The following is a 22,975-nucleotide window of genomic DNA, read 5'->3' as shown; positions in this document are numbered from 1 at the left end:
AATATGGAATTACATCAAGAGATTAAAACACTTGCTGCGAAATTAGGAGCTATTTTAACGGATAAACGCTTATGGATCACTACCGCTGAATCGTGCACGGGTGGGGGCGTGAGTTATGCGCTAACAGATACACCAGGAAGTTCTCATTATATTGACCGTGCTTTTGTTACATACAGCAACCAAGCAAAGCATGAATTAATTGGTGTGAGTAACGAGACCTTACAGAACTTTGGCGCTGTCAGTGAGCAAACTGTTTTAGAAATGGCGTCAGGTGCTGCGAAGGCTGCAAAGGCAGATATTGCGATTGCTATTTCGGGTATTGCGGGCCCCGGTGGGGCAACCCGGGATAAACCGGTTGGTTTGGTGTGGTTTTGCGTGCATTTTGCAGGAAAAAATTACTCAAGCAAACATGTTTTTACCGGTGATAGAGCCAGCGTTAGAGCTCAAGCTATTGTTTATTCAATAGAAAAAGTTATCGAGATAATAAAATCAGAAAATTAGCTTGATACTGTAATTTCATACAGTATACTGTCTGCATTAGCCGGATTTGGAGAACAGAATGAACGATAACAAACAAAAAGCGTTGGACGCTGCTTTATCACAAATTGAACGTCAATTTGGTAAAGGTTCAATTATGAAATTGGGCGACAACAAAGCCCTTGATATTGAAGCTATCTCAACAGGTTCACTGGGGATTGATATCGCATTAGGTATAGGTGGTTTACCAGCAGGACGTATCGTTGAAGTATACGGCCCTGAATCATCAGGTAAAACAACGCTAACGCTACAAGTTATCGCTGAAGCTCAGAAGCAAGGCAAAACGTGTGCATTCGTTGATGCTGAGCATGCTCTCGATCCTGTATACGCACAAAAGCTAGGTGTAAACATTGATGAGTTACTTGTTTCTCAGCCTGATACTGGTGAGCAAGCATTAGAAATCTGTGACATGCTTGTTCGTTCAAGTGCGGTTGACGTGGTTATTGTTGACTCGGTTGCTGCATTAACACCAAAGGCTGAAATTGAAGGCGACATGGGTGACTCACACATGGGTCTTCAAGCTCGTTTAATGTCGCAAGCCCTTCGTAAATTAACGGGTAATATTAAGCGCTCGAACACCTTGTGTATTTTCATCAACCAAATCCGTATGAAAATAGGTGTCATGTTTGGTAACCCAGAAACAACAACGGGTGGTAACGCACTTAAATTCTACGCATCGGTACGTATTGATATTCGTCGTATTGGTTCGGTGAAAGAGGGTGATGAAGTTGTGGGTAACGAAACCCGCGTTAAAATTGTTAAAAACAAAGTTGCACCGCCGTTTAAACAAGCTGAGTTCATCATTATGTATGGTGAAGGTATCTCTAAACACGGTGAATTAATTGACTTAGGTGTTAAACATAAGATTGTTGAAAAGTCAGGTGCTTGGTATAGCTACAACGGTAATAAAGTAGGCCAAGGTAAAGCAAATTCAATTAAGTTCTTAAAAGACAACCCAGAGATCGCAGATGAGATTGAAGGTAAGTTACGTGAAATGCTATTACTTCAAGCAACTATTAAGCCTGAAGACGGTGTAGATGTTGGCTTGATAGCTGAAGACGAGCTATAAAACACCTTTACAGTGTATCGTTAAGCGTGATTTGACCCGCCCTTAACACAAAAAGACCGCTACTTAGTTAGCGGTTTTTTTATGGGTGAATAATAGTCGCACTGAGCCGTTTTTATAGATGAAAAGTTGCGCTGGGTGTAGCGGCGATTTACAGGGGCGGGCCTATACCAGTTCACTTAATTAATACCATTTTGCAAAAATACTTAATCATTTTGAGTGATTAAACCAGTCGCTATCTACGTTAAAAATTTCTGATTTAGAATCACTAAATCACTAAATAACTAAATAACTAAATAACTAAATTTTTGCCTTGTTATCAACGCGGTTTTACTGCCTCAAAATAGACCACTTAATTAAGCGGAATGCTATAAGTGAACAATTTAAGGGATTAAGGTCAGGGGATATAAGGGATTCAATCTGTCAACGCGGGATAAACCAGCTGCAACGAGTCGATACATAAAAGCCGCACAGTGTGCGGCTTTTAAATTCTTAAAGTTTAGAGCTTATCGTTTCAAACTTGGCACTCATTAAAGCTGCCAGTTGAATGAAACAGCATAGCTACGTGGCGCACCATAGTAACCTTGTGCCCAGAATAGGCTATGAAGGTACTTTTCGTTGGTGACGTTATTAATATTTAAGTTAACACTAACATTGTCGTTAATATCGTAAGTGGCCATTAAGCTTAATAAACCATAGGCATCTTGCTGAGTGGTTATTTGCGGTGCATTAGTATCAGCATCGCGAACCTGTACGCGCTGCGTATCGTCTTGCCATTGATAATTTAGGCCAAAGGTTAAGCCATCAACTTCAGGCACTTTGTGAGTTAGCGCAAGTTTAAATTGATTCTCTGGCGTGTAGTCTTTTACCAGCTCATCACCATCGATGTTTAAGTTGCTATAGCTAAAGCTTGCACTCAATGTTTCATTGATTTGACCGCTAAGTTCTAGTTCAAAACCATCGCTATTAATGCCGTCTGCGCCATAGTAGCGTGTATCATCCGGTAAGGATCCTGGTACTGCTACAGCAAGACCCACTTGCTCTGCATCAAAGTAGGCAACAGTGACAAACAGGTTGTCATCAAGTAATTGTGCTTTTAAACCCACTTCACTACTTTTACCAGTAATAGGGTTGAGATAGTCACCATTTATGTCACGCTCAGTTTGCGGCACAAATGTTTCTGTGTAGCTTGCATAAGTTGAAAAGCGCTCGTTGATATCATAAACAACACCGTAGTAGGGCACGGTTTGATCGCTGTCTTTATCTTTCGCTTTCCCGTATGACTCACCTTCAGTTTCCCAATTTACTTGGCTGACACCTGCTAAGAAGCTAAGTGAATCGGTGGCTCTAATGCGTGTTGAAATATAAGCTGAACGTTGACGGCTAGTCAGATCTGCTCCTGTTAAACCATCAGTGAGTGTTGGAATTGGCGCAACTCCGTCCCAACCACCCAGTTCAGGCATTTTAGGGAAACCATTGCCTGTGGTGCGGTCATAAAGAGATTTATCATTATAATCCATGTCTGCTTGGTTAACACCAAACGATAGGTCATGCTCCATACCAAATAAATTAAATTTACCCGTTGCATAGATATCTAAAATGTCGTGCTTATCTTTATGATCGTATTCACTTGCGTAACCTGTTAAGCCTAAACCTGTTTCTCTATCAGGCGTGCCATAAACATAGAAAAGCTCAGAGTCTTGCTCATTTTCTAAGTGTGCATAGCTGGCTTTTAAAAACCAAGTATTAGTGATTGCTTGCTCAATGGATAAAAATAACTGCTCGGTGGTGTTGTTCCAGTATGACCAATCGGATGCAGTGCTAGTTGATACATCGAAGTTAGTCGCAGTACCATCGCTATAATAAAGTGGTAACGCACCCCAAAGAGGGCTGTCTGCGTCTTTATTTTGTTTAACATAGTTAGCTGTTACGACTGTGCTGTTAGTCAGTTGGCCTTCATATGCTAAGTAATAAATTGTTTTATCTTGCTCGTAGCGATCAAGATAAGAGTCTGTTTTATGCTTTGTAAATACGGCACGCACAGCGTGGTTATCGTTGATCGCCGTTGATGCGTCAAGTTCAAGACGTTTATTATCCCATGAGCCATATGACACTGATGCATTGACCTGTGTTTGATATGTTGGGCGTTTTAATACCATGTTGACCGTTGCCGATGGATTACCAGCACCAGTCATTAAGCCATTAGCACCACGAACAATTTCGACACTATCGTATATAGAGGTATCAAGTGTGCCTTGAATAGAGCCATTATCTTGGGGTAAACCCATGCCATTAACTTGAAAGTTGGTAATTTCAAAGCCGCGAGCTTTAAAGTAGGTGCGATCGGTTTCAATTTGCTCAACAGTCACACCCGGAGTGCTTTCAAGTACTGAGTTTAAATCATCAAGTGAAAAGTCATCCATCAACGCACGAGAAACAACAGAGATAGACTGAGGTGTTTCTTTTATGGTTAAGCCCAATTTGGTCGCTGATTGAGCTTGTTCGGTAATATAGTTTTTGTGATGTTGACCGTAGACAGCAATTTTTTCGATCGCAGGTTCTTCTTTTGGTTGTTCTGCTAAAGCGTAGCCACTAAGAAGAGCTGAAGTCACTATGCTTAATTGTGACAAGCGCAAAAATTTAGTTGATGACATGCAAATTTCCAAATAGTTCAATGATGATTCAAATTAATGCGTAATTTAATCTAAATGAAAATGATTTGCAATTTGCTTTTGGGGGCTTTAATAAAAAAAGCGGCCGGAGCCGCTCAGGAAGTAAAACTATTTTTATACTTAAAAAACGTATTTTGCAGAAAATTGAAGGCGGTCCATATCACCATCAGCGCCACTTTCTAATTCTCGTTCAGCGTGTTTCAGTTCAACACCAAATGTGAGTTTCTTTACTGGCGAGTATAAAATATTCGCGCTGTAGCTTTGACTTGTTTTAGTCGGATCACCCGAAATAGCTAACAGATCTGTGTTGTTATCTGCTGAGAAAAATGAATAAAGGAAAGTTGAACGCCACTGACTATTCCAGTGTTGTTGATAACCAATGAAGCCTGAAGTTGAGTCGATGGCATCTAGTTCATCACCATTAAGTACTGCACCATGTGCTACGTTTAAACCAACATATCGACCTAAGCCTGAACCTTGTGTCAGCATGAATTTGAGGTTGTTTTGACCAAAATTAACTTTACCCGATGCACTAATACCAAAGGATGTTTCGTCTGCATCGACGCCATTCTTTTTATAGGTTAGTTGACGCGCTAAACCTGTAAAGACTAATTCACCCCAGTCTGCTTTATGAGCATAACGCGCGGTAAAATCAGGTAAAGATGCATCATCCGTTGCAACGCGTGCGCCACCTTGGGTCGTAATTGTACTTTCTGGGTTTTCAACAGAGAACGACCAGTTGCCCGTTGAGTAACGAATTTGTGATTGGCGGGCAAAAACGGTCCCTTCTGCAGGGCCTACGAAGTCTAGCGTTTCTGGCAGTGCGCCTACGTTTTGAAAGTTTGACCACGCTTGACCAAATAACCAGCCATCATACGTGATAAAAGCTTGGCGAATACGCGGAGCATAGGAGTTGGTAACACGTTCATTACCACCCGGTGCGGAGGCTAAAAAGTCAATTTCGATTTTAGTGTTAACAGTTTTACCATTGTCTAACTTTGTTGCAGTGCCAAAATTAAAACGCGATTGGCGGGCATGCATATCAAAGACTGCATCGCTGTCAACGTCAGGTCCCACGGGAGTTGTACTCGGTACATAAAAATCACGACCAATGCTGGTACCATCTGGAACACCTGATGAATAGTCACTCCACATCGCATCTAGCTTTACATAACCGCCATAAGTGATATCGGTATTACCTAAAGTGGCAGCACTTGCAGTGCCTGTTAGTGCGCATAACACGGCCGATGCCGTGAGGGTCTTTAAAGCGGTTATTTTTGTTGTTGTCATAATGTCTATTCCTGTTGAAGCTATTTGTGTGTTGTTGTATCACTGTTGTTTAAGAAATGACTTCTCTCAATTATCTATTGGTCTATTAGACTAAGGTGTTACATAGCGATAAATCGCTTACATCAACATATTGGAGTAGATTATAGGTGGCTATTACGAAGTTTTTAGCTATTTGGCGAGATATACAACTAAGGTCTAATACTTTAAGGGGCGTTGCTGAGTGATCCTTGAAGCAGGCCGAAGGCAAGTAATTAAAATGGAGACGACAACAATGTCACAAAGTATCTATCCAGTTCCCGCGCATATCAAGAATGCCGCATTAGTTGATAACGATAAATATAATACACTGTACAAGCAATCTATCGATGACCCTGAAGGATTTTGGCGAGAGCATGGTAAGCGTCTTGATTGGTCAACTCCTTATACTAAAGTTAAAAACACATCATTTGACAAAGGCCATATCAATATTCGTTGGTTTGAAGATGGCCAACTTAATGCCTCATATAACTGTATCGACCGTCATCTCGCTGCTAATGCAAACAAAACAGCCCTTATCTGGGAAGGAGACAACCCAGAGCAAAGCGAAAATATTACCTACCAACAATTGCACGATGAAGTTGCAAAATTAGCAAATGGTCTTAAAAAGCTGGGTGTTGCAAAAGGTGACCGCGTAGCGATTTATATGCCAATGACTCCGCAGGCTGTTTATGCCATGCAAGCGTGTGCTCGTATTGGCGCGATTCACTCTGTTGTGTTTGGTGGTTTTTCTCCATCAGCAATCGCTGACCGTATTAATGACTCAGGTGCAAAAGTCGTGATCACATCTGATGAAGGTCGTCGCGCTGGTAACTGCGTGCCATTAAAAGCAAATGTTGATGAAGCGGTATCACAAGATTCAGTAACCACAGTTGAGCATGTGATTGTTCACCAGTTAACTGGCGGTGAAGTAGAGTGGAACAGCCACGACGTATGGTGGCATGATTTAGTGGCAGATTTACCGGCAGAATGTGAACCAGAGCCAATGAATGCTGAAGATCCACTTTTCATTCTTTATACATCGGGCTCTACTGGTCAGCCTAAGGGGGTTGTTCACACCACGGGTGGCTACCTTGTTTACGCATCAATGACCCATGAATATGTATTTGATTTAAAAGAAGACGATATTTTCTGGTGTAGTGCAGATGTTGGTTGGATCACGGGTCACAGTTATATTGCGTATGGCCCATTAGTTAACGGCTGTACACAAGTGGTATTTGAAGGTGTACCCACTTACCCAACTGCAGGTCGTATGGGTGAAGTAATCGACAAACACAATGTCACTATTCTTTACACTGCACCAACCGCTATTCGCGCGTTGATGGCAAAAGGTGATGAGCCAACAGCGACATCAAAACGCACAAGTCTGCGTATTATGGGCTCTGTGGGTGAACCTATTAACCCAGAAGCATGGGCATGGTACTACGAGCATATCGGTAATGAGAATTGCCCAATTGTTGATACTTGGTGGCAAACAGAAACGGGTGGCATCATGATCACACCATTGCCGGGTGCAACAGACATGAAGCCTGGTTCTGCAACTCGTCCATTCTTTGGTATTGCACCTGCGCTTTATGATGCAGAAGGCAATACACTTGAAGGTGCGGTTGACGGTAACTTGGTTATTTTAGATAGCTGGCCTTCACAAGCACGTACCGTGTATGGTGACCATGAGCGTTTTGAACAAACTTACTTCTCTGCTTACCCTGGTGTTTATTTCACGGGGGATGGTTGTCGCCGTGATGAAGATGGTTATTACTGGATCACTGGGCGTGTTGATGACGTACTGAATGTATCGGGCCATCGCTTAGGTACGGCTGAAATTGAAAGTGCCTTAGTTGCTCATGAAGCCGTTGCTGAGGCTGCCGTGGTGGGTTACCCGCACGACATCAAAGGCCAAGGTATTTACGTGTATATCACGCCAAATGAAGGCGTCACAGTGAGCGATGAATTAACCGCAGAAGTGCGTAACTGGGTTCGTAAAGAGCTAAGTCCTATTGCATCACCAGATATGATTCAATGGTCGCCAGGTTTACCAAAAACACGTTCAGGTAAGATTATGCGTCGAATTTTACGTAAAATTGCCGCTAATGAGCACCAACAGTTAGGTGATACTTCAACACTGGCCGATCCGAGTGTGGTTGATGAGCTAATCGAGAATAGATTAAATCGTTAAAAACGCGTTAAAAACTTGATTAGAAGTTGATTCTAAACGTAGTATATCGGCTGTCACTTAGAAATAGGTGTCAGCCGAATTTATTAGGAGTGAACCATGAGTCAGTTTTTAATAGCGGATGATCATCCGTTATTTCGTGAAGCGCTGAAAGGGGCATTGAGTACTAAGTTTACGGATTTGGAAGTATTTGAATCGGAAAACTTCGATACCACATTGCAAGTGCTAAGCGAACAAGAAGATCTTGATATCTTACTACTAGACCTTCACATGCCAGGAAATGGCGATTTATACGGCCTTATTCGTATTCGCGAAGATTACCCAAGCTTACCGATTGCAGTTGTGTCGGGGAGTGAAGACATAAATATTGTGTCGAAAGTAATGGGATACGGTGCGATGGGATTTATTCCTAAATCATCATCATCGGATGATATCGCAATGGCGATTAATCATATTCTAGAAGGCGATGTGTGGTTACCAGCAGAGCTTAAAGATAAAGTAGCAGCCGTTGATGGCGAAGACAAAGAAATTGCAGCTCAGGTGGCATCACTAACCCCACAACAATACAAAGTGCTGCAGTACCTGCATGAAGGTTTGTTAAATAAGCAAATCGCTTATGAGTTACATATCTCTGAAGCGACAGTAAAAGCACATATTACGGCCATTTTCAGAAAACTTGGCGTATACAACCGTACTCAAGCCGTGCTTATTGCCTCAAAACTTCAACTTGATCCTATTGAATCGAACTAGTCATTAGATAATAAAAATAATAAAGAGGCGAGCAGCCTCTTCATTCATTACTTAAGCAAACACCACGGTTCGATTACCGTTTATAAACAGTTTATGTTCAGAGGCCAACTGTAAGGCTTTGCAAAATACTGTTTTTTCAACATCTTTACCCATTTTTGCCATCATCTCTGCGGTATCCGCATGGCTAACATGCGTCACATCTTGCAAAATAATTGGCCCTTCATCGAGTTCGTTATTAACAAAATGAGCGGTTGCACCAATGATTTTTACCCCACGTTCAAAGGCTTGGTGGTAGGGTTTTGCACCAATAAAGGCAGGTAAAAATGAATGGTGAATATTAATAATTTTACCTTCAAAGCGCGCCACAAACTCAGGGCTTAAAATACGCATGTATTTGGCAAGGCCGATAATATCAGGCTGGTAGCTGGCAATTAAATCACCCACTTTTTGGTCATGCTCAGCACGGCTTAAGCCTTCGTGTGAAACAACATGAAACGGCACGCCAAAACCTGCTGCCAATGGCGCTAAATCTGCATAGTTGGCAATCACGGCCAGTACTTCGATGTTTAAGGCTTTTTCGAATTGCTTAAGTAATACACCACCTAAACAATGTGCTTCTTTTGTGGCTAATAAGACGACTTTGGTTTTTTCGCTGCTGTGTAAGGCAAGCTCTGCGCCATCAGGAAGTAGCTTAGCAAGACTTGGTAAAAAGTCATCTGAAATAACCCCGCTTAATTCGGTGCGCATGAAAAAGCGTTGGGCATCTTTGTCTACAAATTCGTTATTACGGGTAATATTCAAATTATGTTGATGACAAAGACCGGTGATCTTGGCAATTAGACCCACATCATCATCGCATTGTGTTGTTAAAATCGTGTTCATAGTCCTCATTCTAATCCCATTTGTGTGAACGTTATTATTTGCTAATTTTTTAGCGCTGCATAGCGCAATTTCGACTATCTAATAATTAATTTTAAACAGACTGGTCTGGCTTTATAACAGTCCAAGCGCTGAAACTGTTGATATTACATGTAATGGTGTTGAGGTTTAACCCGATGAGCCAACAACACCTTGTTGTGAATGAAGTGCACGCATCTTATGTGATACGTGAACACACCCGACAGAGCGTCGTTTTTAAGCAACGTAACTCGGTGAGGGTGAAAATAGCGAGGATAGAGCATGATGCTATAACTTAAACTATAAAATGATGTTTGAGCGAATGGGAGCTGACCCTCGCCAATAGAAAAATACGCGAAACGACCATCGCTTTACTCTTACTAAGTGTTTATTGTATAAACAATGAACGCTTTTATGTTGTTAAAGCAGAGACAAGGATTGGGTATGGATGAAGGTATTGCGTTATTAATATTGCTTGTTTTAGTGGTATTCGGCGGTTCTGTTGCAGGAATAATTGCTTCATTTCAGCTGTCTGTTTTAAAAAAAGAAGTCGCGTTATTAAGAGAGAAGCTTGCTGATCCAAGGCCCGATAAGCCGCAAACGGATACTGAATTTCAACAGCATGTACCAAAAACCTCATCACAATCAACAAACACAGCTTCGCATTCAACAATAACAGCAACGATTGATTCGTTGCACGTTGAGCCAATGCTCTCTGCAGCACGGCAGCCTCAGGGGGCGTCTCATGAGCCAATACTTACCCAAGAGAAAGCCGCTCCGTTTGAGTTTATCACTTCCCTTATTACAGTGTTTAAAACTAATTGGCTGACGTGGGTTGGGGCTATTGCTCTTGCTTTTGGCGGAATCTTTTTAGCCCGTTACTCGCTAGAAGCAGGGCTCTTGTCAGAAACGATGCGATTAACCTTGGGCGCTGTTTTTGGGGTAAGTTTAATTGTGGCAGCAGAGTACTTGCATCGTAAAGGAGTAGTGTTTGAAGGCTTTAATAACTATATACCGGCAGCGCTTGCCAGTGGCGGCTTTATCAGTTGTTTTGCTTTAACATTACTTGCTTATACCCACTATGCATTATTAGCGCCTTTGCCTGCCTTCACTATTTTGACATTGGTGTCGTTGGTTGCAAGTTGGATGGCATTGCGCTTTGGTCCTCTGCTTGCGGCTATTGGTATTATTGGTGCTTACAGTGTGCCGGTCTGGGTGAATACAGGGAGTAACGACTTTGTTGGTTTGTTGACCTATGTTGGCTTTGTGAGTGTTTCGGCCTCTTTGGTGGCTCATTATGTGAAACGTCAGTGGCTTTGGTATTTGCTCTGGACTGGACACCTTGGTTGGTATTGGTTAGTGGCAGTAAGCGCTTCACATAATATTCTGTGGTTTATTAACGTATACGCTGTGTTCAGTATCTTGCTACTGATTGCGATTGTGCGTTTGGGTCTCAAGTTTAGTCAAATAGAACACCGTCCTCAGCGTTTCATAAAGCAGCTTAAGCAACTACCCGATAATCCATTGCTTATAGCGATTTTAGTGCCGCTTGTTTTTTTGATGTTTAGCAATAATGCGTTACTCACTTGGCAACTTAGTAGTCTGTTAATGGTCAGTGTGCTGTTGTTTTTAGTGCTTAAAAACAGCGCGTGGGATAGTTGGTTAGCGATTGCAGTCGGCTGTGTTGTGCTGTTATTAATTAGCCAGCGTAATAGCGTTGATTTTACCGAGCAGCTTTTTGTGTTTAGGCAAAACTACGGAGTCGGGCTGTTTTTTATCGCGCTGTTTATTAGTTATGGTTTGCTGTTCGCACGCAAATATCCACAGCGGTTAGGATTCTCGCTGATAGCTTCGCTGTCGAGCTTTGTGATTATTGGTTGCTTGTATGTTATTACGCCTAATAATGCGCTTACAGATGCTTATCCGCTCTGGTGTACGGTGTTATTGGGGGTCAGTGCACTGTTATTTAAATTAGCGGTGCGTAACAAGCAGCCCTTACAGGTTTTTTGTTTTTGGTTAGGTGGCAATGGCAACATCAGCTTAGCGCTCACAATGTTGCTTGAAGGAAGTAGTTTGACGCTTGCATTAGCTATGCAGGTTGTATTAATTAGCTTTTATATTAATAAGCATGCACTGCGTTTACCAATGTGGCCATTAAAAGCGTTAATAGCGTGTTTGTTGGTACGCTTAAGCTTAGCACCTTGGACACCAAGTTACAGTGATGCAGTATTGCTTGGCGTTCATTGGAGTATTGTTGTCTATCCTTTGTGTGCTGGGTTATTTTATTGGGCTGCAAGGTTTTGGCAACAGCAGCCATTGAGGGTTTGGTTAGAAGGCGCAGGCTTACACTGTATTGCTTTATTTGTTACCACAGAGACCAGTTATCAATTGGTTGGGCATTATCCTGACTTTTATAACCTGTCAGTGTACGAGCACATCTTGCTTTCGTGTAATTGGGGGGTATTAGGGTGTGTATATTTACTGCGTGCTCGGTATACGCAGCAAATGGTAAAACTTTACCAACTAGCGGGGTTAGGATTACTGGCACTTGCAGGGTTACTCGCTGCTACTTTATTCATGGAGTTAAATCCTTTCTTTGCACAGATACGCATTGGTCAAATGCCTGTTTTTAACTGGTTACTGCTTGTGTGGTTAGTGCCGGCATTAATATGTGTATGGGCAGGTCAATTAACTAGGTCTATTAATTCCCGTTTACTGAAGCCATTTTATATTTTAGCGGGTGCTTTCACCGCACTGTATATTAATGCAGAAATACGCCATAACTGGCAAGGTGAGTTTATTAACTTAGCGCAGCCTACCTCAGATGCTGAGCTTTATAGCTATTCATTAGTGTGGTTGATCATAGGTGCTTTAGTGGTAGTGATGGGTCATTTAAAGTCATTGGCTACGGTGCAAAAGCTAGGGCTTGGTTTATTAGCGCTGGTGGTATTAAAGGTATTTTTGATTGATATGGCAAATTTAACAGGGTTGTTAAGAGCCGTCTCGTTTATAGGACTGGGATTATCTTTGGTGGCACTGAGCTGGTTATTTCAAAAGTTTAAGGCAAAGCCCGTTGCTTTGCCTTAATAATGGGGGTATTTAAGTGCTGTGATTAAGCAGCGCTTTTAATTTTGCCGGTTTCACTGGTTTGCTCAAGTAGTGAATATTATCGGCTTTGGTTTGCTGTTTTAGGGCTTCGTCACGCACTGCGGTAATTAAAATGGCAGGAACAGGACTTTGCCAAATCTCTCGAAGTGTTTTTATTAAGGTAATGCCGTCGCAATCATGGCCAAGCTGATAATCCATTAGAATCACGTCGGGTGCGCGATGTTCTTTGGCATACGCAAGTACGGTGTCGACATTTTCAAATAGCTTATAATTTGCTTGCCATTTTTGTAATAAACTTGCCATTGCATGCAGGTTTTCGGGGTCATCATCAACAGCCACAATATTCATGGCTGTACGATTCTCAACGCCTTTTTTCGGTGTCTCTTTTTGTTGTATAAATTGACTGTCTCCGTAGGGCACTTCAATACTAAAGCGACTTCCTTTGCCGGGTGTTGAGCTTACATCGAGACGCAAAGACAAAAGGTCGACCATTCTTTTTACAACCCCAAGACCTAGGCCAACACCTTTATTATCGCCCGCTTCAATGCGGTAAAAGTCATTAAAGATTTTCGCTTGTTCTAGCTCTGAAATGCCAGGGCCGGTATCCCATACCTCGATTCTTAAATGATGTTTTCGTTTGCGACACGCAATCAAAACTTGGCCGCTATTAGTGTATTTAACAGCATTTGAAACAAGATTTTGAACAATACGACGTAAGTAAGTGATATCGCTATGTACAATAACACCGGTTGATCGCACTTTAAGTTTAAGGCCTTTTTCGCTCGACATGATGGCGTATTCATTTTTCAACGGGGCTAAAATGTCATCAATGCTAAAGTGGCGAGGTGTTGGGGTCATTGCGCCTTGTTCTAACTTGGCTATTTCAAGCAGTGCCGACATTAAGTGGACAGTTGAATCGAGGCTTGCCCCCAGTTTTTCAAAGTTATTTAAATTGTTACTTGAAAGCGTCTTATCATCAATTGCCGCCAAGTACAGGCGGGCAGCATTTAGCGGTTGAAGTATGTCGTGACTTGCGAGTGCTAAAAATCGGGTTTTACTGTCGTTAGCTTGCTCGGCCTCTTTTTTAGCTAAAGTAAGTGCTTGCTCAGTTTGTACTCGGCTGTCTATTTGTGCTTGTAGATCTCTATTGATTGTTCGGATTTCTTGCGTGCGTGCTTCAATCCGATTTTCAAGATCCATATTCACTTCTTCAAGGGCATTTTGTGTTTCGATATGCGCTGTAATATCAGAGAAGCTGGTCACAAAGCCGCCATCAGGTAATGGGTTACCTATCATTTCAAATACTTGGCCATTTCGGCGATGACGAATAAAGTGATGTGGACTGCCATTTTTAAGGTGTTGTACACGTTTTTCTACGTGTCGTTCTATTTCACCGGGGCCGCATTCACCGCGTTCGGCGTTGTAGCGAATCACTTCTTCAATGGCTTGACCCACTTCTAAGAACCCTTCGGGGTAGTTAAACATTTCGGCATAACGCTTGTTCCACGCCACTAAATTGAGTTCTTTGTCGACAACCGAAATACCATGGCTGAGGTTTTCAAGTGATGTGAATAATAAGTTTTGATTAAATTGCAGAGCTTGTGTTGTTTCGTCAAAGAAGTTTACCACTTCTTCAAAGGCCATTCGTTTACCAGAAGCGACAGTATGAATAAGCGCTTGCGCCGATGACGCGCCCAATACACCCGTTAAAGCGCGTTCGCAATAGGCGATAAATTCAGGGGCAGGGTGGGCATTATTATCATCTAGCTTGTGCGTTAAAGCGAAATGCGCCAGTACTTGCTGACTGCGTTGAATACCTAAAAAGGTCTGTAGCAGTACTTTAAAGTCGTACACAGTGGCCTTTACATTTTTATTTAAACGCCGTGCAAACACCGCTTGTTCTTTGGGGTTAACAAATGCAGCCGCTTGAATTTTATCAATTAAACGCTCATCAGCCCCTAACGAGAAACTTATATAGCAACCAATATTGGCAAACAACGCAATGAGTGTTCCGCGCGTAATAAGGGTTTGTTGTAGTTCTGCATTTAGGCTATTACCGGCATCTAAAATCGGTAACATGAGGAATAACACCCAACATATAAAGCCTGCAAGTAACCCTGCATATACCCCGTAAGCATGACCTTTACGCCAATATAAGCCACCGACAATGGCAGGGAGTAGTTGAGATACAAGCGAAAATGCAACTAAGCCCATACTGGCGAGGGCTTTGCCATGGCCAAACCATTGTTGATAAAAATAAGACAGGATCAGAATACCGGCAATAGTAAAACGTCTCACCAGTAATATTTGTGATTTGTAGCTACTGGTGATGAGGTTACGTTTAAATTTGCGACGCAACATTAATGGCAACACCACATCATTTGAGATCATAGTACTGAGTGTGAGCGTCGCGACGACAATCATCGCGGTGGCTGCCGATAATCCACCGATAAATACAAAGGTGGTTAAAAACGCATTTTCGTGCATTAAAGGCAGGGCTAACACAAAGCTGTCGGGTGAAAAACCACTGCCGATACCAGGGTGGATTGCTGCTGTGGCAATAGGGAAAATCATTGCAGCGGTAAGCAATAAATAAAGCGGAAAAGCCCAGCGGGCGGTATAAAGATGGCGTTTATCTTGGTTATCAACAACGGTTACATGGAATTGTCTTGGTAAACAGATTATTGCCGCCGCGGCCATTAACGATTGACCGATAAAATTAAAGCTAAAAAAGTCAAAATTATGCCAGTGCTGCCACAGTGACCCAGTTAACTGCTCGCTTTGTACGCTGTTTAAGTTAAATAACGTGTATAAGGCAAGCCCAGCCACTGCAGCTAAAGCTAATAGTTTCACCATCGATTCGAACGCAACAGCCAGCATTAACCCAGAGCGATATTCAGTAACATCGACCTTACGGGTCCCAAAAAATATTGCAAACATGGCCATAATTAGCGTCGCTGACAACGCTAACATTGACCCTGAGATACGGTTGTCGTTTTGTAATAATAAAAAGCTACTACTAAGGGCTTTTAATTGCAGCGCGATATAAGGAATGGTCGCCAACAGTGCAATAACTGTGACCATGATTGCTGTTGTTTGTCTTTTTCCATACCGAGCAGAAATAAAATCGGCAATGGTCGTAATATTTTGTTTTTTACTAACAAGTACCAGTTTTCGTAAAAAGCCTTGGCCAAAGAAAAATAACAGCGCAGGACCAATTAAAATAGGAAGGTAATTCCAACTGCTGGTGGCGGCAGTACCGACTGAGCCATAGTAAGTCCACGATGTACAGTAAATCCCTAATGAAAACGAATAAACAAAAGGGTGATGGCTAATGCGTTTAGCCAGAGGCGTGGTTTTATCTCCCCAGTTTGCTAACCAAAACAATACACCAATGTAGGCAAGAGCAACAAAAATAAGCGCAGCAGTCATGTTCAAATTCAGTCATTATTGTAATACCACTACCTTACCAGAATTAAAGCTGATTTCGATGTGTTGATTTTGATTTGTTAAAAATCAATTTTTACAAGTTTATGATATTTAATGCTTAATTTTATTTTGGCCTTTTTATTAGACTAATGTCGCAGATCATTCGTTTTTACTATTTTGGTTATTTCTCTCATTTATATTTGTAGGTTAACTTATTGTTAAGTATGGTTTTTTACTATTGATTAACAAAAGGCGCTTTACAGTTTACGTAAACGTAAACTGACTGTTACGACTATGGTCTCAATTCCATAATGCCGAACCGTTGCTAACTTAGTTAATGACAACTAATACCACTCATTACTTTTAAGTGATGCATAAGGGGATAAAAATGGCTTTTAAAGATGAAGAACAAGCAAAAGCTTACTGGGCGGAAAACATTTCGCTGCTATTTAAACTGTTAGCAGTGTGGTTTATCGTTTCATTTGGTTTTGGCATTTTATTGGTAGATGTACTGAATGAAGTACGTTTTTTTGGGTTTAAACTCGGCTTCTGGTTCTCCCAGCAAGGCGCAATTTACACCTTTGTAGCTTTGATTTTTGTGTACGTTTTCAAAATGAATACGTTAGATAAAAAATATGGCGTAGACGAATAGGAGCTAAGCAATGGATGTTCAAACACTCACGTTTATTATCGTCGGTTTAAGCTTCGCGCTTTATATCGGCATCGCAATTTGGGCTCGTGCAGGGTCTACTAATGAATTCTATGTTGCAGGTGGTGGCGTTCCTCCTCTTGCAAATGGTATGGCAACAGCAGCTGACTGGATGAGTGCAGCATCGTTTATCTCAATGGCGGGTATTATCTCGTTTGCGGGTTACGATGGGGGTGTTTACCTCATGGGCTGGACGGGTGGTTACGTATTACTGGCGCTGTGTTTAGCACCTTACTTACGTAAGTTTGGTAAGTTCACTGTCCCTGATTTCATTGGTGACCGTTATTACTCACAAACAGCACGTGTGGTTGCAATTTTATGTGCAATCTTTATCTGTTTCACGTACATCGCGGGTCAAATGCGGGGTGTTGGTGTTGTATTCTCTCGCTTCTTAGAAGTGGATATTGAGACCGGTGTTTACATTGGTATGGTGATTGTATTCTTCTATGCTGTTCTTGGCGGCATGAAGGGCATTACTTACACGCAAGTTGCGCAATACTGCGTACTGGTATTTGCTTACCTTGTTCCAGCAATCTTCATTTCAATGATGATGACAGGTCACTTTTTCCCACAAACTGGTTTTGGTGCCACGCTTGCAGATGGTTCTGGTCAATACGTGCTTGATAAATTAGATGGACTGAGTACCGAACTCGGTTTTGCGCAGTACACCGAAGGCTCTAAGAGTATGATCGATGTATTCGCAATCACGGGTGCGCTTATGGTGGGTACTGCGGGTCTACCTCATGTTATCGTACGTTTCTTCACGGTTCCACGTGTTAAAGACACGCGTATCTCTGCGGCATGGACATTAGTATTTATTGCTATCGTTTATACAACTGCACCTGCTGTTGCGTCGTTTGCACGTGTAAACATGATTGATACTATTAACGGTAAAGATGGTAACGGTACAGAGTATGCTGAAGCACCTGCATGGGTTAAAAATTGGGAAAGAACAGGCCTAATCACCTTTAACGATAAAAATGGTGATGGCAAAATGTTCTACTCAGCTGGCAAGATTGATGATCCAAATAGCGCCAACGAAGTGAATGTTGACCGCGACATCATGGTACTTGCTAACCCAGAGATTGCCGACTTACCAGCATGGGTAGTAGCCCTTGTTGCAGCAGGTGGTATTGCGGCAGCACTGTCAACCACTGCGGGTTTGTTATTGGTTATTTCGACCTCGGTATCGCATGACTTGTTAAAACGTACCTTGAAACCAGATATTAGTGATAAGCAAGAACTACTTGCAGCGCGACTTGCTGCGATGGTCGCCATTGTTATCTCAGCGTACTTTGGTATTAACCCGCCTGGATTCGTGGCGTCGGTGGTGGCATTTGCATTCGGTTTAGCGGCTGCAAGTTTCTTCCCGGCGATTATCATGGGTATCTTCTCTAAGAAGATGAACAAAGAAGGTGCGATCGCAGGTATGGTTACAGGTATTACATTCACCGCGGCGTACATTATTTACTTCAAGTTTGTTAGCCCTGAATTAAATGGCCCAGCTAACTGGTTATTTGGTATTTCACCTGAGGGGATTGGTTTAGTGGGTATGATTATTAACTTTGCAGTAGCAGGTATCGTACTTAAACTAACAGCTGAAACACCTGTTGAAATTCAAGAAATGGTGGAAGGCATTCGTAACCCTAAAGGGTCAAGTGCAGCGCACGCGCACTAACAAACCGGTATTAAAAGAACACACTTTTGATAAACCCAAAGCCCGACTTAAGTCGGGCTTTTTATTTTTTTAAAACAGGGGTAGTGTAGTTATTAGCCTCACTTAATTTCGAGAATAGCTATGAATGCAGAGCAACAGGAAGTCGCCCAATTTGTAATTAATCAAACCCCGTTTAATCAGCTCGATTCGGCGGCAAGCGAGTATTTTGTTAATCACCTCGATATTATTTACCTCACACGAGAAAACCAAAATAAATGGTTATGCTCTGACAATCCGAGATTATTTCTAATTCGCTCAGGAGATTATGACTTAGTCGATGCAAAAGGGGATGTGATCACGAAGCTCTCTGCAGGGGATTATTTTGGCTTTCCCTCTTTGCTAACGGGGGAGGCTATTCAAAATAGTCTCTCGGTGCAAAAAGAAGGCATTGTTTATATGCTGGACCAAGCGTCTTTTGATTATTTACGCCGCGAGTACAAAGTGTTTGAGCAATACTTTGTCCGTGCTCATAAGAATCGTTTGTTGTCATCGCATTATAAGAGTCAAAACGACAGTTGGTCTGAGAAGAAAATAGCAGAGTTAATGAACCGCAAAGCGGTAACTCTTTCGCCTGATGCGAGTATTCGCCAAACAGCCAAAAAAATGAAGCAGCAGGGTGTTTCATCAATAATGTTGACTGAGAACGAGCGCTTAGTAGGGGTGGTAACAGACCGAGATCTTCGTAATCGCGTGCTTGCTGATGAGGTTGACCCACACGAGTCTGTAAGCACGATTATGACTTGTAAGCCAAAGTTTATTTTTGAGAATAATCGGGTGTTCTCAGCGTTGCACTTAATGCTCAAACACAATATTCATCATTTACCTGTGCTCGATGAATATCATAAGCCCTTAGGTATGTTGACCAGTACTGATTTACTGCGTCAGCAAAAAAGCGACCCAGTGCAATTAATTGGGCGCATATATAAAGCCCACTCTGTGGTTGATTTAAAGCGCTATTCGCAAGAGATCCCCAGCTTATTAAAAGGCTTTTCGAATAATATTGATGATATATCGCTTATCGGTAAATTATTAAGTGGTTTAACCGATGCGTTAACTTCGCGTTTAATTCATTTATTTCAAGAAGAAAACGGCGCTGCCCCCAGTCACTTTAGTTTTATTTGTTTTGGCTCACAAGCCCGTGAAGAGCAAACCCTGCATTCTGACCAAGATAATGGTTTACTTTTACCTGATGATTTAACAACAGAGCAGCAAGACTACTTTAAACGTATGGGGGAGTTTGTGTGTGAGCAGTTGGTTGAATGCGGTATTAAACGTTGTCCAGGTAACATTATGGCCAGTAATGCACAGTGTCGAATGGGCATCAGTGAGTGGTGTGAACGCTTTTATAAATGGATCACATCGCCGACTCCAGAAGCTATGTTAAATTGTAAAATCTACTTTGATTTACGCTTTATTGAGGGCTCAATGTCGCTGTACACGCGTTTTTATGAGCAATTAAAACGTATCTCTAAAAATGATTTATTTTATGCTGCTATGGCGAGCGATATTAAAAATACTCATGTGCCCATTGGGTTATTTAACCAATTTAAATTAGAAAAAGATGCGAAACAGCACAAGTACCTTGATTTAAAAAAACGCGGCGTGGTGATTATTAACGATATAGTGCGTTTGTATTCACTCAAAGCGGGTATTCAGCGGGCGAATACCCAAGAGCGTTTGGATGCACTGCTGAAGTATTCTTTACTTAATAAAGACGATGTTTATAACTTAAAAGATTGTTGGCGTTTCTTAACGCAACTGCGCTTACGCACACAAATAAATGAAGAAGGCTTACCGAGCAATTGTATTAACCCCAATACCTTAAATTCTTTAGAACGCCATCAATTAAAAGAAGCCTTTTATTTAGTTAAACAAGCTCAGCAAGCCGCCGCTTTTAAGTTTGCGCGTGGCAGCTTATGAGGATAACTGATGGTTAAACGTTGGCTCAGTCGTTATGTGGCTCGCAAACAATTATTGGCAGCTGATGCCTATAAAGAACGTTACGTTGTGATAGATATGGAACTAACGGGGCTTGATCCCCGCCAACATGAAATTGTCTCGGTGGCATGGGTGATGATAGAAGACCAGTGCATTAAAATGAGTGGGGCACAGCACATAATTAATAAAGACGTACAGAGCCTAGAGCAAAGCCCTATTTATCACGGCATCGCCAAGCAAGATATCGATAGCGGTGAAAGCCTTGAAGCAATTCTTGCTAAGCTTCACCAACACGTTGATGACTGTATTTTAGTTTTTCATAACGCGACGCTAGATTGGGGATTTTTAAAACAAGCGTGCCGTAAACTAGGCTTAGAAGCTAAAGCGCGGTTAATTCTTGATACGTTCGTTATTGAAAAAAAGCGTCTCCATCAGCAAGGCCATGAAATAGGCCACGATGACCTAACATTAAGCGAGTGCCGTAAACGCTATGGCTTACCTCATTACAGTTCTCACCATGCTTTAACCGATGCCATAGCCACCGCCGAGCTTTTTTTAGCGCAGTGTCATCAAATCAGTCGGGGTAAAGCCTTAAAAGTGGGGGAGTTACTGTAATGTGTTATGCTCATCGCAAAGTTAGACAACAAACGGAATTGATATGAATAAATTAGAGTTAACAGTGCCGCCAATTATTCAAGTCGTGATATTCGCTGCCATAATGTGGGTGTTAGCTGACGTGTTGGCACCTTTTAGTATGACGCTTGCCGTTTTGTTACCTGTGGCAGTGATCACCGCATTAATAGGGGTCGCTTTCTCTTTATTGGGTGTTTATGAGTTTCGCTCTGCTGGCACGACGGTCGATCCGAGATTGCCTGAGGAGTCGGCAAGCCTTGTTACTCATGGAGTCTATAAAGTTAGTCGAAACCCAATGTATGTCGGTTTTTTACTTATATTAATCGGGTGGGGTATTTATTTGGGGAATATCGTAAATATTATGCTGCCTGTGGTGTTTGTCCTTTACATGAATCGATTTCAAATAGTGCCTGAAGAGAGGTACATGCAGCAAAAGTTTGGGCATGAATATAGTGAATATAAAAAAGCAGTTCGTCGATGGATATAACAATCAAAGCTGAATAAGACTAGGGACTGCTGAAGACTGTATTTTTCAATTATCGCCACCACGACTTTACACCACTTTATTTAAGCGCACCCTCTTATAAAAAAGTGTAAGGTCGATTACCAAAACCAGGGTCATCTAAAACATCTAAAACCACTTTATTTTATCTTGCCCTTTTATAAAAAAGTGTAAGGTCGATTACCAAAACCAGCGTCATCTAAAACACCTAAAACCACTTTATTTAAGCGCACCCTCTTATAAAAAAGTGTAAGGTCGATTACCAAAACCAGGGTCATCTAAAACACCTAAAACCACTTTATTTAAGCGCACCCTCTTATAAAAAAGTGTAAGGTCGATTACCAAAACTAGGGTCATCTAAAACATCTAAAACCACTTTATTTTAGCTTGCCCTCTTATAAAAAAGTGTAAGGTCGATTACAATACCGTCATCTAAAAGGCAGCTGTCTTTATCTGCAAGCAAATAGAGTGGATTTTCTTCTTCATGGCAATCAAACTTGCAATCAATGGTTTTGGTCGTATTGGGCGTAATATTGTCCGAGCCCTTTATGAATCAGGGCTTGAAGATCAAATCAAAATTGTCGCTATTAACGAATTAGCTGACCCTAAGGGCATTGCCCATCTCCTTAAGTACGATACATCCCACGGTCGTTTTTCGTTTCCTGTTAATTTAGGTGAAGATACGCTAACAGTCGCAGGTGACTCTATTGCGCTATTTGCTGAAGAGAATCCGGCAGAATTGCCCTGGCAAACCCTTGATGTCGATGTTGTACTTGAATGCACGGGTGTTTATCACTCGCGTGAACATGCTAAGTTACATTTAAATGCAGGGGCTAAAAAAGTACTTTTTTCGCAACCTGCAGATGCCGACGTTGATGCAACCATTGTGTATGGTATCAACGACGATGAATTAAAAGCAGCGCATACAATTGTTTCTAATGGCTCATGTACAACTAACTGTATTGTGCCTGTGATTAAAGTATTAGATGATGCATTTTCTATTGAATCTGGGGCAATCACGACAATTCATGCCTCGATGCATGATCAACAAGTGATCGACGCTTATCATCATGATTTACGTCGTACCCGTGCGGCAAGCCAGTCTATTATTCCTGTGGATACAAAACTTGCCCGTGGTATCGAACGTATTTTACCTAAGTTTCATGGCCGCTTTGAAGCCATTGCCGTGCGTGTACCGACAATTAACGTCACCGCGATGGACTTAAGCGTCACGGTAAACACTGATGTTGATTTAGCCGACGTTAATCAAGCACTTAAGTTAGCAGCAAAAGATCGCCTTGAAGGGATTTTAAGTTACACTGAAGAGCCGCTGGTGTCGGTAGATTTTAATCATGACTCACATTCTTGTATCATAGATGGCACTCAGACACGTGTTAGTCATAAACGACTGATAAAGTTGTTAGTGTGGTGCGATAATGAGTGGGGATTTGCGAATCGTATGCTCGATACAGCGCGTGCGATGATGGCTGTAAGCCAATAACTTATAACTATAATTTA

Annotated in this window: 15 protein-coding genes; 11 read left to right on the top strand and 4 right to left on the bottom strand. The window is 41.8% G+C overall.

Translation table 11 applies throughout. From position 1 onward, the window contains the following. Nucleotides 1-3: 3 nt before the first annotated feature. Nucleotides 4-501, top strand: coding sequence for a CinA family protein (locus ACSSVW_RS05355; protein ID WP_454178990.1), 498 nt, complete (start codon nucleotides 4-6; stop codon nucleotides 499-501). Between the two features lie 58 nt (nucleotides 502-559). Beyond that, nucleotides 560-1,606, top strand: coding sequence for a recombinase RecA (gene recA / locus ACSSVW_RS05350; protein ID WP_036970796.1), 1,047 nt, complete (start codon nucleotides 560-562; stop codon nucleotides 1,604-1,606). A 527-nt stretch (nucleotides 1,607-2,133) separates the two neighbouring features. On the opposite strand, the gene ACSSVW_RS05345 is transcribed toward recA, so the two are convergent. Together ACSSVW_RS05345 and ACSSVW_RS05340 are read right to left on the bottom strand one after the other, a co-directional pair. After that, the gene (locus ACSSVW_RS05345) at nucleotides 2,134-4,257 is read right to left on the bottom strand and encodes a TonB-dependent siderophore receptor (protein ID WP_036970794.1); all 2,124 of its coding nucleotides are present in this window, start codon (nucleotides 4,255-4,257) and stop codon (nucleotides 2,134-2,136) included. Nucleotides 4,258-4,395: 138 nt separating this feature from the next. Next, a complete protein-coding gene (locus tag ACSSVW_RS05340) occupies nucleotides 4,396-5,565 on the bottom strand; it encodes a DcaP family trimeric outer membrane transporter (protein WP_036970793.1) in 1,170 nt (389 codons plus the stop codon). Between the two features lie 271 nt (nucleotides 5,566-5,836). Here ACSSVW_RS05340 and acs point away from each other — a divergent pair, with 271 nt between their 5' ends. Together acs and ACSSVW_RS05330 are read left to right on the top strand one after the other, a co-directional pair. After that, nucleotides 5,837-7,777, top strand: coding sequence for an acetate--CoA ligase (acs, locus tag ACSSVW_RS05335; RefSeq protein ID WP_454178989.1), 1,941 nt, complete (start codon nucleotides 5,837-5,839; stop codon nucleotides 7,775-7,777). Between the two features lie 96 nt (nucleotides 7,778-7,873). After that, the gene (locus tag ACSSVW_RS05330) at nucleotides 7,874-8,524 is read left to right on the top strand and encodes a response regulator transcription factor (protein ID WP_036970789.1); all 651 of its coding nucleotides are present in this window, start codon (nucleotides 7,874-7,876) and stop codon (nucleotides 8,522-8,524) included. Between the two features lie 51 nt (nucleotides 8,525-8,575). Here the strand turns inward: ACSSVW_RS05330 and purU are convergent, their stop codons facing one another. Continuing rightward, entirely contained in the window at nucleotides 8,576-9,406 is an 831-nt protein-coding gene (gene purU / locus ACSSVW_RS05325) for a formyltetrahydrofolate deformylase (RefSeq protein ID WP_454178988.1), read from the bottom strand. Nucleotides 9,407-9,865: 459 nt separating this feature from the next. Between purU and ACSSVW_RS05320 the strand changes: the two genes are divergently transcribed. Next, nucleotides 9,866-12,508, top strand: a complete 2,643-nt coding sequence (locus tag ACSSVW_RS05320; protein WP_454178987.1) for a DUF2339 domain-containing protein — start codon at nucleotides 9,866-9,868, stop codon at nucleotides 12,506-12,508. Between the two features lie 12 nt (nucleotides 12,509-12,520). Here the strand turns inward: ACSSVW_RS05320 and ACSSVW_RS05315 are convergent, their stop codons facing one another. Continuing rightward, nucleotides 12,521-15,961: a PAS domain-containing hybrid sensor histidine kinase/response regulator gene (locus ACSSVW_RS05315; protein ID WP_180311374.1), complete on the bottom strand. Its 3,441-nt coding sequence runs from the start codon at nucleotides 15,959-15,961 to the stop codon at nucleotides 12,521-12,523. A 385-nt stretch (nucleotides 15,962-16,346) separates the two neighbouring features. Here ACSSVW_RS05315 and ACSSVW_RS05310 point away from each other — a divergent pair, with 385 nt between their 5' ends. The 6 genes from ACSSVW_RS05310 to epd all read left to right on the top strand — a co-directional run bounded on the left by ACSSVW_RS05310 (nucleotide 16,347) and on the right by epd (nucleotide 22,958). Then, nucleotides 16,347-16,610, top strand: a complete 264-nt coding sequence (locus tag ACSSVW_RS05310) for a DUF4212 domain-containing protein (protein WP_036970763.1) — start codon at nucleotides 16,347-16,349, stop codon at nucleotides 16,608-16,610. Nucleotides 16,611-16,620: 10 nt separating this feature from the next. Next, the gene (locus tag ACSSVW_RS05305; protein ID WP_036970761.1) at nucleotides 16,621-18,345 is read left to right on the top strand and encodes a sodium:solute symporter family protein; all 1,725 of its coding nucleotides are present in this window, start codon (nucleotides 16,621-16,623) and stop codon (nucleotides 18,343-18,345) included. A gap of 120 nt (nucleotides 18,346-18,465) precedes the next feature. Then, nucleotides 18,466-20,304, top strand: a complete 1,839-nt coding sequence (locus ACSSVW_RS05300) for a DUF294 nucleotidyltransferase-like domain-containing protein (RefSeq protein ID WP_036970758.1) — start codon at nucleotides 18,466-18,468, stop codon at nucleotides 20,302-20,304. A 9-nt stretch (nucleotides 20,305-20,313) separates the two neighbouring features. Beyond that, nucleotides 20,314-20,937 carry a 3'-5' exonuclease gene (locus ACSSVW_RS05295; protein ID WP_454178986.1) on the top strand — a complete coding sequence of 208 codons (624 nt, stop codon included), beginning with the start codon at nucleotides 20,314-20,316 and terminating at the stop codon, nucleotides 20,935-20,937. A 43-nt stretch (nucleotides 20,938-20,980) separates the two neighbouring features. Then, on the top strand, nucleotides 20,981-21,442 hold the full coding sequence (locus tag ACSSVW_RS05290; protein WP_421419335.1) for a methyltransferase family protein: 462 nt from the start codon (nucleotides 20,981-20,983) through the stop codon (nucleotides 21,440-21,442). A gap of 499 nt (nucleotides 21,443-21,941) precedes the next feature. After that, complete coding sequence (gene epd, locus ACSSVW_RS05285) at nucleotides 21,942-22,958, top strand: erythrose-4-phosphate dehydrogenase (protein ID WP_036970750.1); 1,017 nt, start codon at nucleotides 21,942-21,944, stop codon at nucleotides 22,956-22,958. The last annotated feature ends 17 nt before the right edge of the window (nucleotides 22,959-22,975 follow it).

The organism is Pseudoalteromonas sp. MBR-15, from assembly GCF_053628915.1.
Note: the sequence above shows the minus strand (reverse complement) of the source record. Positions and strands in the feature narration are given on the sequence as shown.

Excerpts from the sequence above, each read along its gene's own strand:
- ACSSVW_RS05355 (WP_454178990.1), top strand. The coding sequence starts at position 4 with ATGGAATTACATCAAGAGATTAAAACACTTGCTGCGAAATTAGGAGCT.
- recA (WP_036970796.1), top strand. The coding sequence starts at position 560 with ATGAACGATAACAAACAAAAAGCGTTGGACGCTGCTTTATCACAAATT.
- ACSSVW_RS05345 (WP_036970794.1), bottom strand. The coding sequence starts at position 4,257 with ATGTCATCAACTAAATTTTTGCGCTTGTCACAATTAAGCATAGTGACT.
- ACSSVW_RS05340 (WP_036970793.1), bottom strand. The coding sequence starts at position 5,565 with ATGACAACAACAAAAATAACCGCTTTAAAGACCCTCACGGCATCGGCC.
- acs (WP_454178989.1), top strand. The coding sequence starts at position 5,837 with ATGTCACAAAGTATCTATCCAGTTCCCGCGCATATCAAGAATGCCGCA.
- ACSSVW_RS05330 (WP_036970789.1), top strand. The coding sequence starts at position 7,874 with ATGAGTCAGTTTTTAATAGCGGATGATCATCCGTTATTTCGTGAAGCG.
- purU (WP_454178988.1), bottom strand. The coding sequence starts at position 9,406 with ATGAACACGATTTTAACAACACAATGCGATGATGATGTGGGTCTAATT.
- ACSSVW_RS05320 (WP_454178987.1), top strand. The coding sequence starts at position 9,866 with ATGGATGAAGGTATTGCGTTATTAATATTGCTTGTTTTAGTGGTATTC.
- ACSSVW_RS05315 (WP_180311374.1), bottom strand. The coding sequence starts at position 15,961 with ATGACTGCTGCGCTTATTTTTGTTGCTCTTGCCTACATTGGTGTATTG.
- ACSSVW_RS05310 (WP_036970763.1), top strand. The coding sequence starts at position 16,347 with ATGGCTTTTAAAGATGAAGAACAAGCAAAAGCTTACTGGGCGGAAAAC.
- ACSSVW_RS05305 (WP_036970761.1), top strand. The coding sequence starts at position 16,621 with ATGGATGTTCAAACACTCACGTTTATTATCGTCGGTTTAAGCTTCGCG.
- ACSSVW_RS05300 (WP_036970758.1), top strand. The coding sequence starts at position 18,466 with ATGAATGCAGAGCAACAGGAAGTCGCCCAATTTGTAATTAATCAAACC.
- ACSSVW_RS05295 (WP_454178986.1), top strand. The coding sequence starts at position 20,314 with ATGGTTAAACGTTGGCTCAGTCGTTATGTGGCTCGCAAACAATTATTG.
- ACSSVW_RS05290 (WP_421419335.1), top strand. The coding sequence starts at position 20,981 with ATGAATAAATTAGAGTTAACAGTGCCGCCAATTATTCAAGTCGTGATA.
- epd (WP_036970750.1), top strand. The coding sequence starts at position 21,942 with ATGGCAATCAAACTTGCAATCAATGGTTTTGGTCGTATTGGGCGTAAT.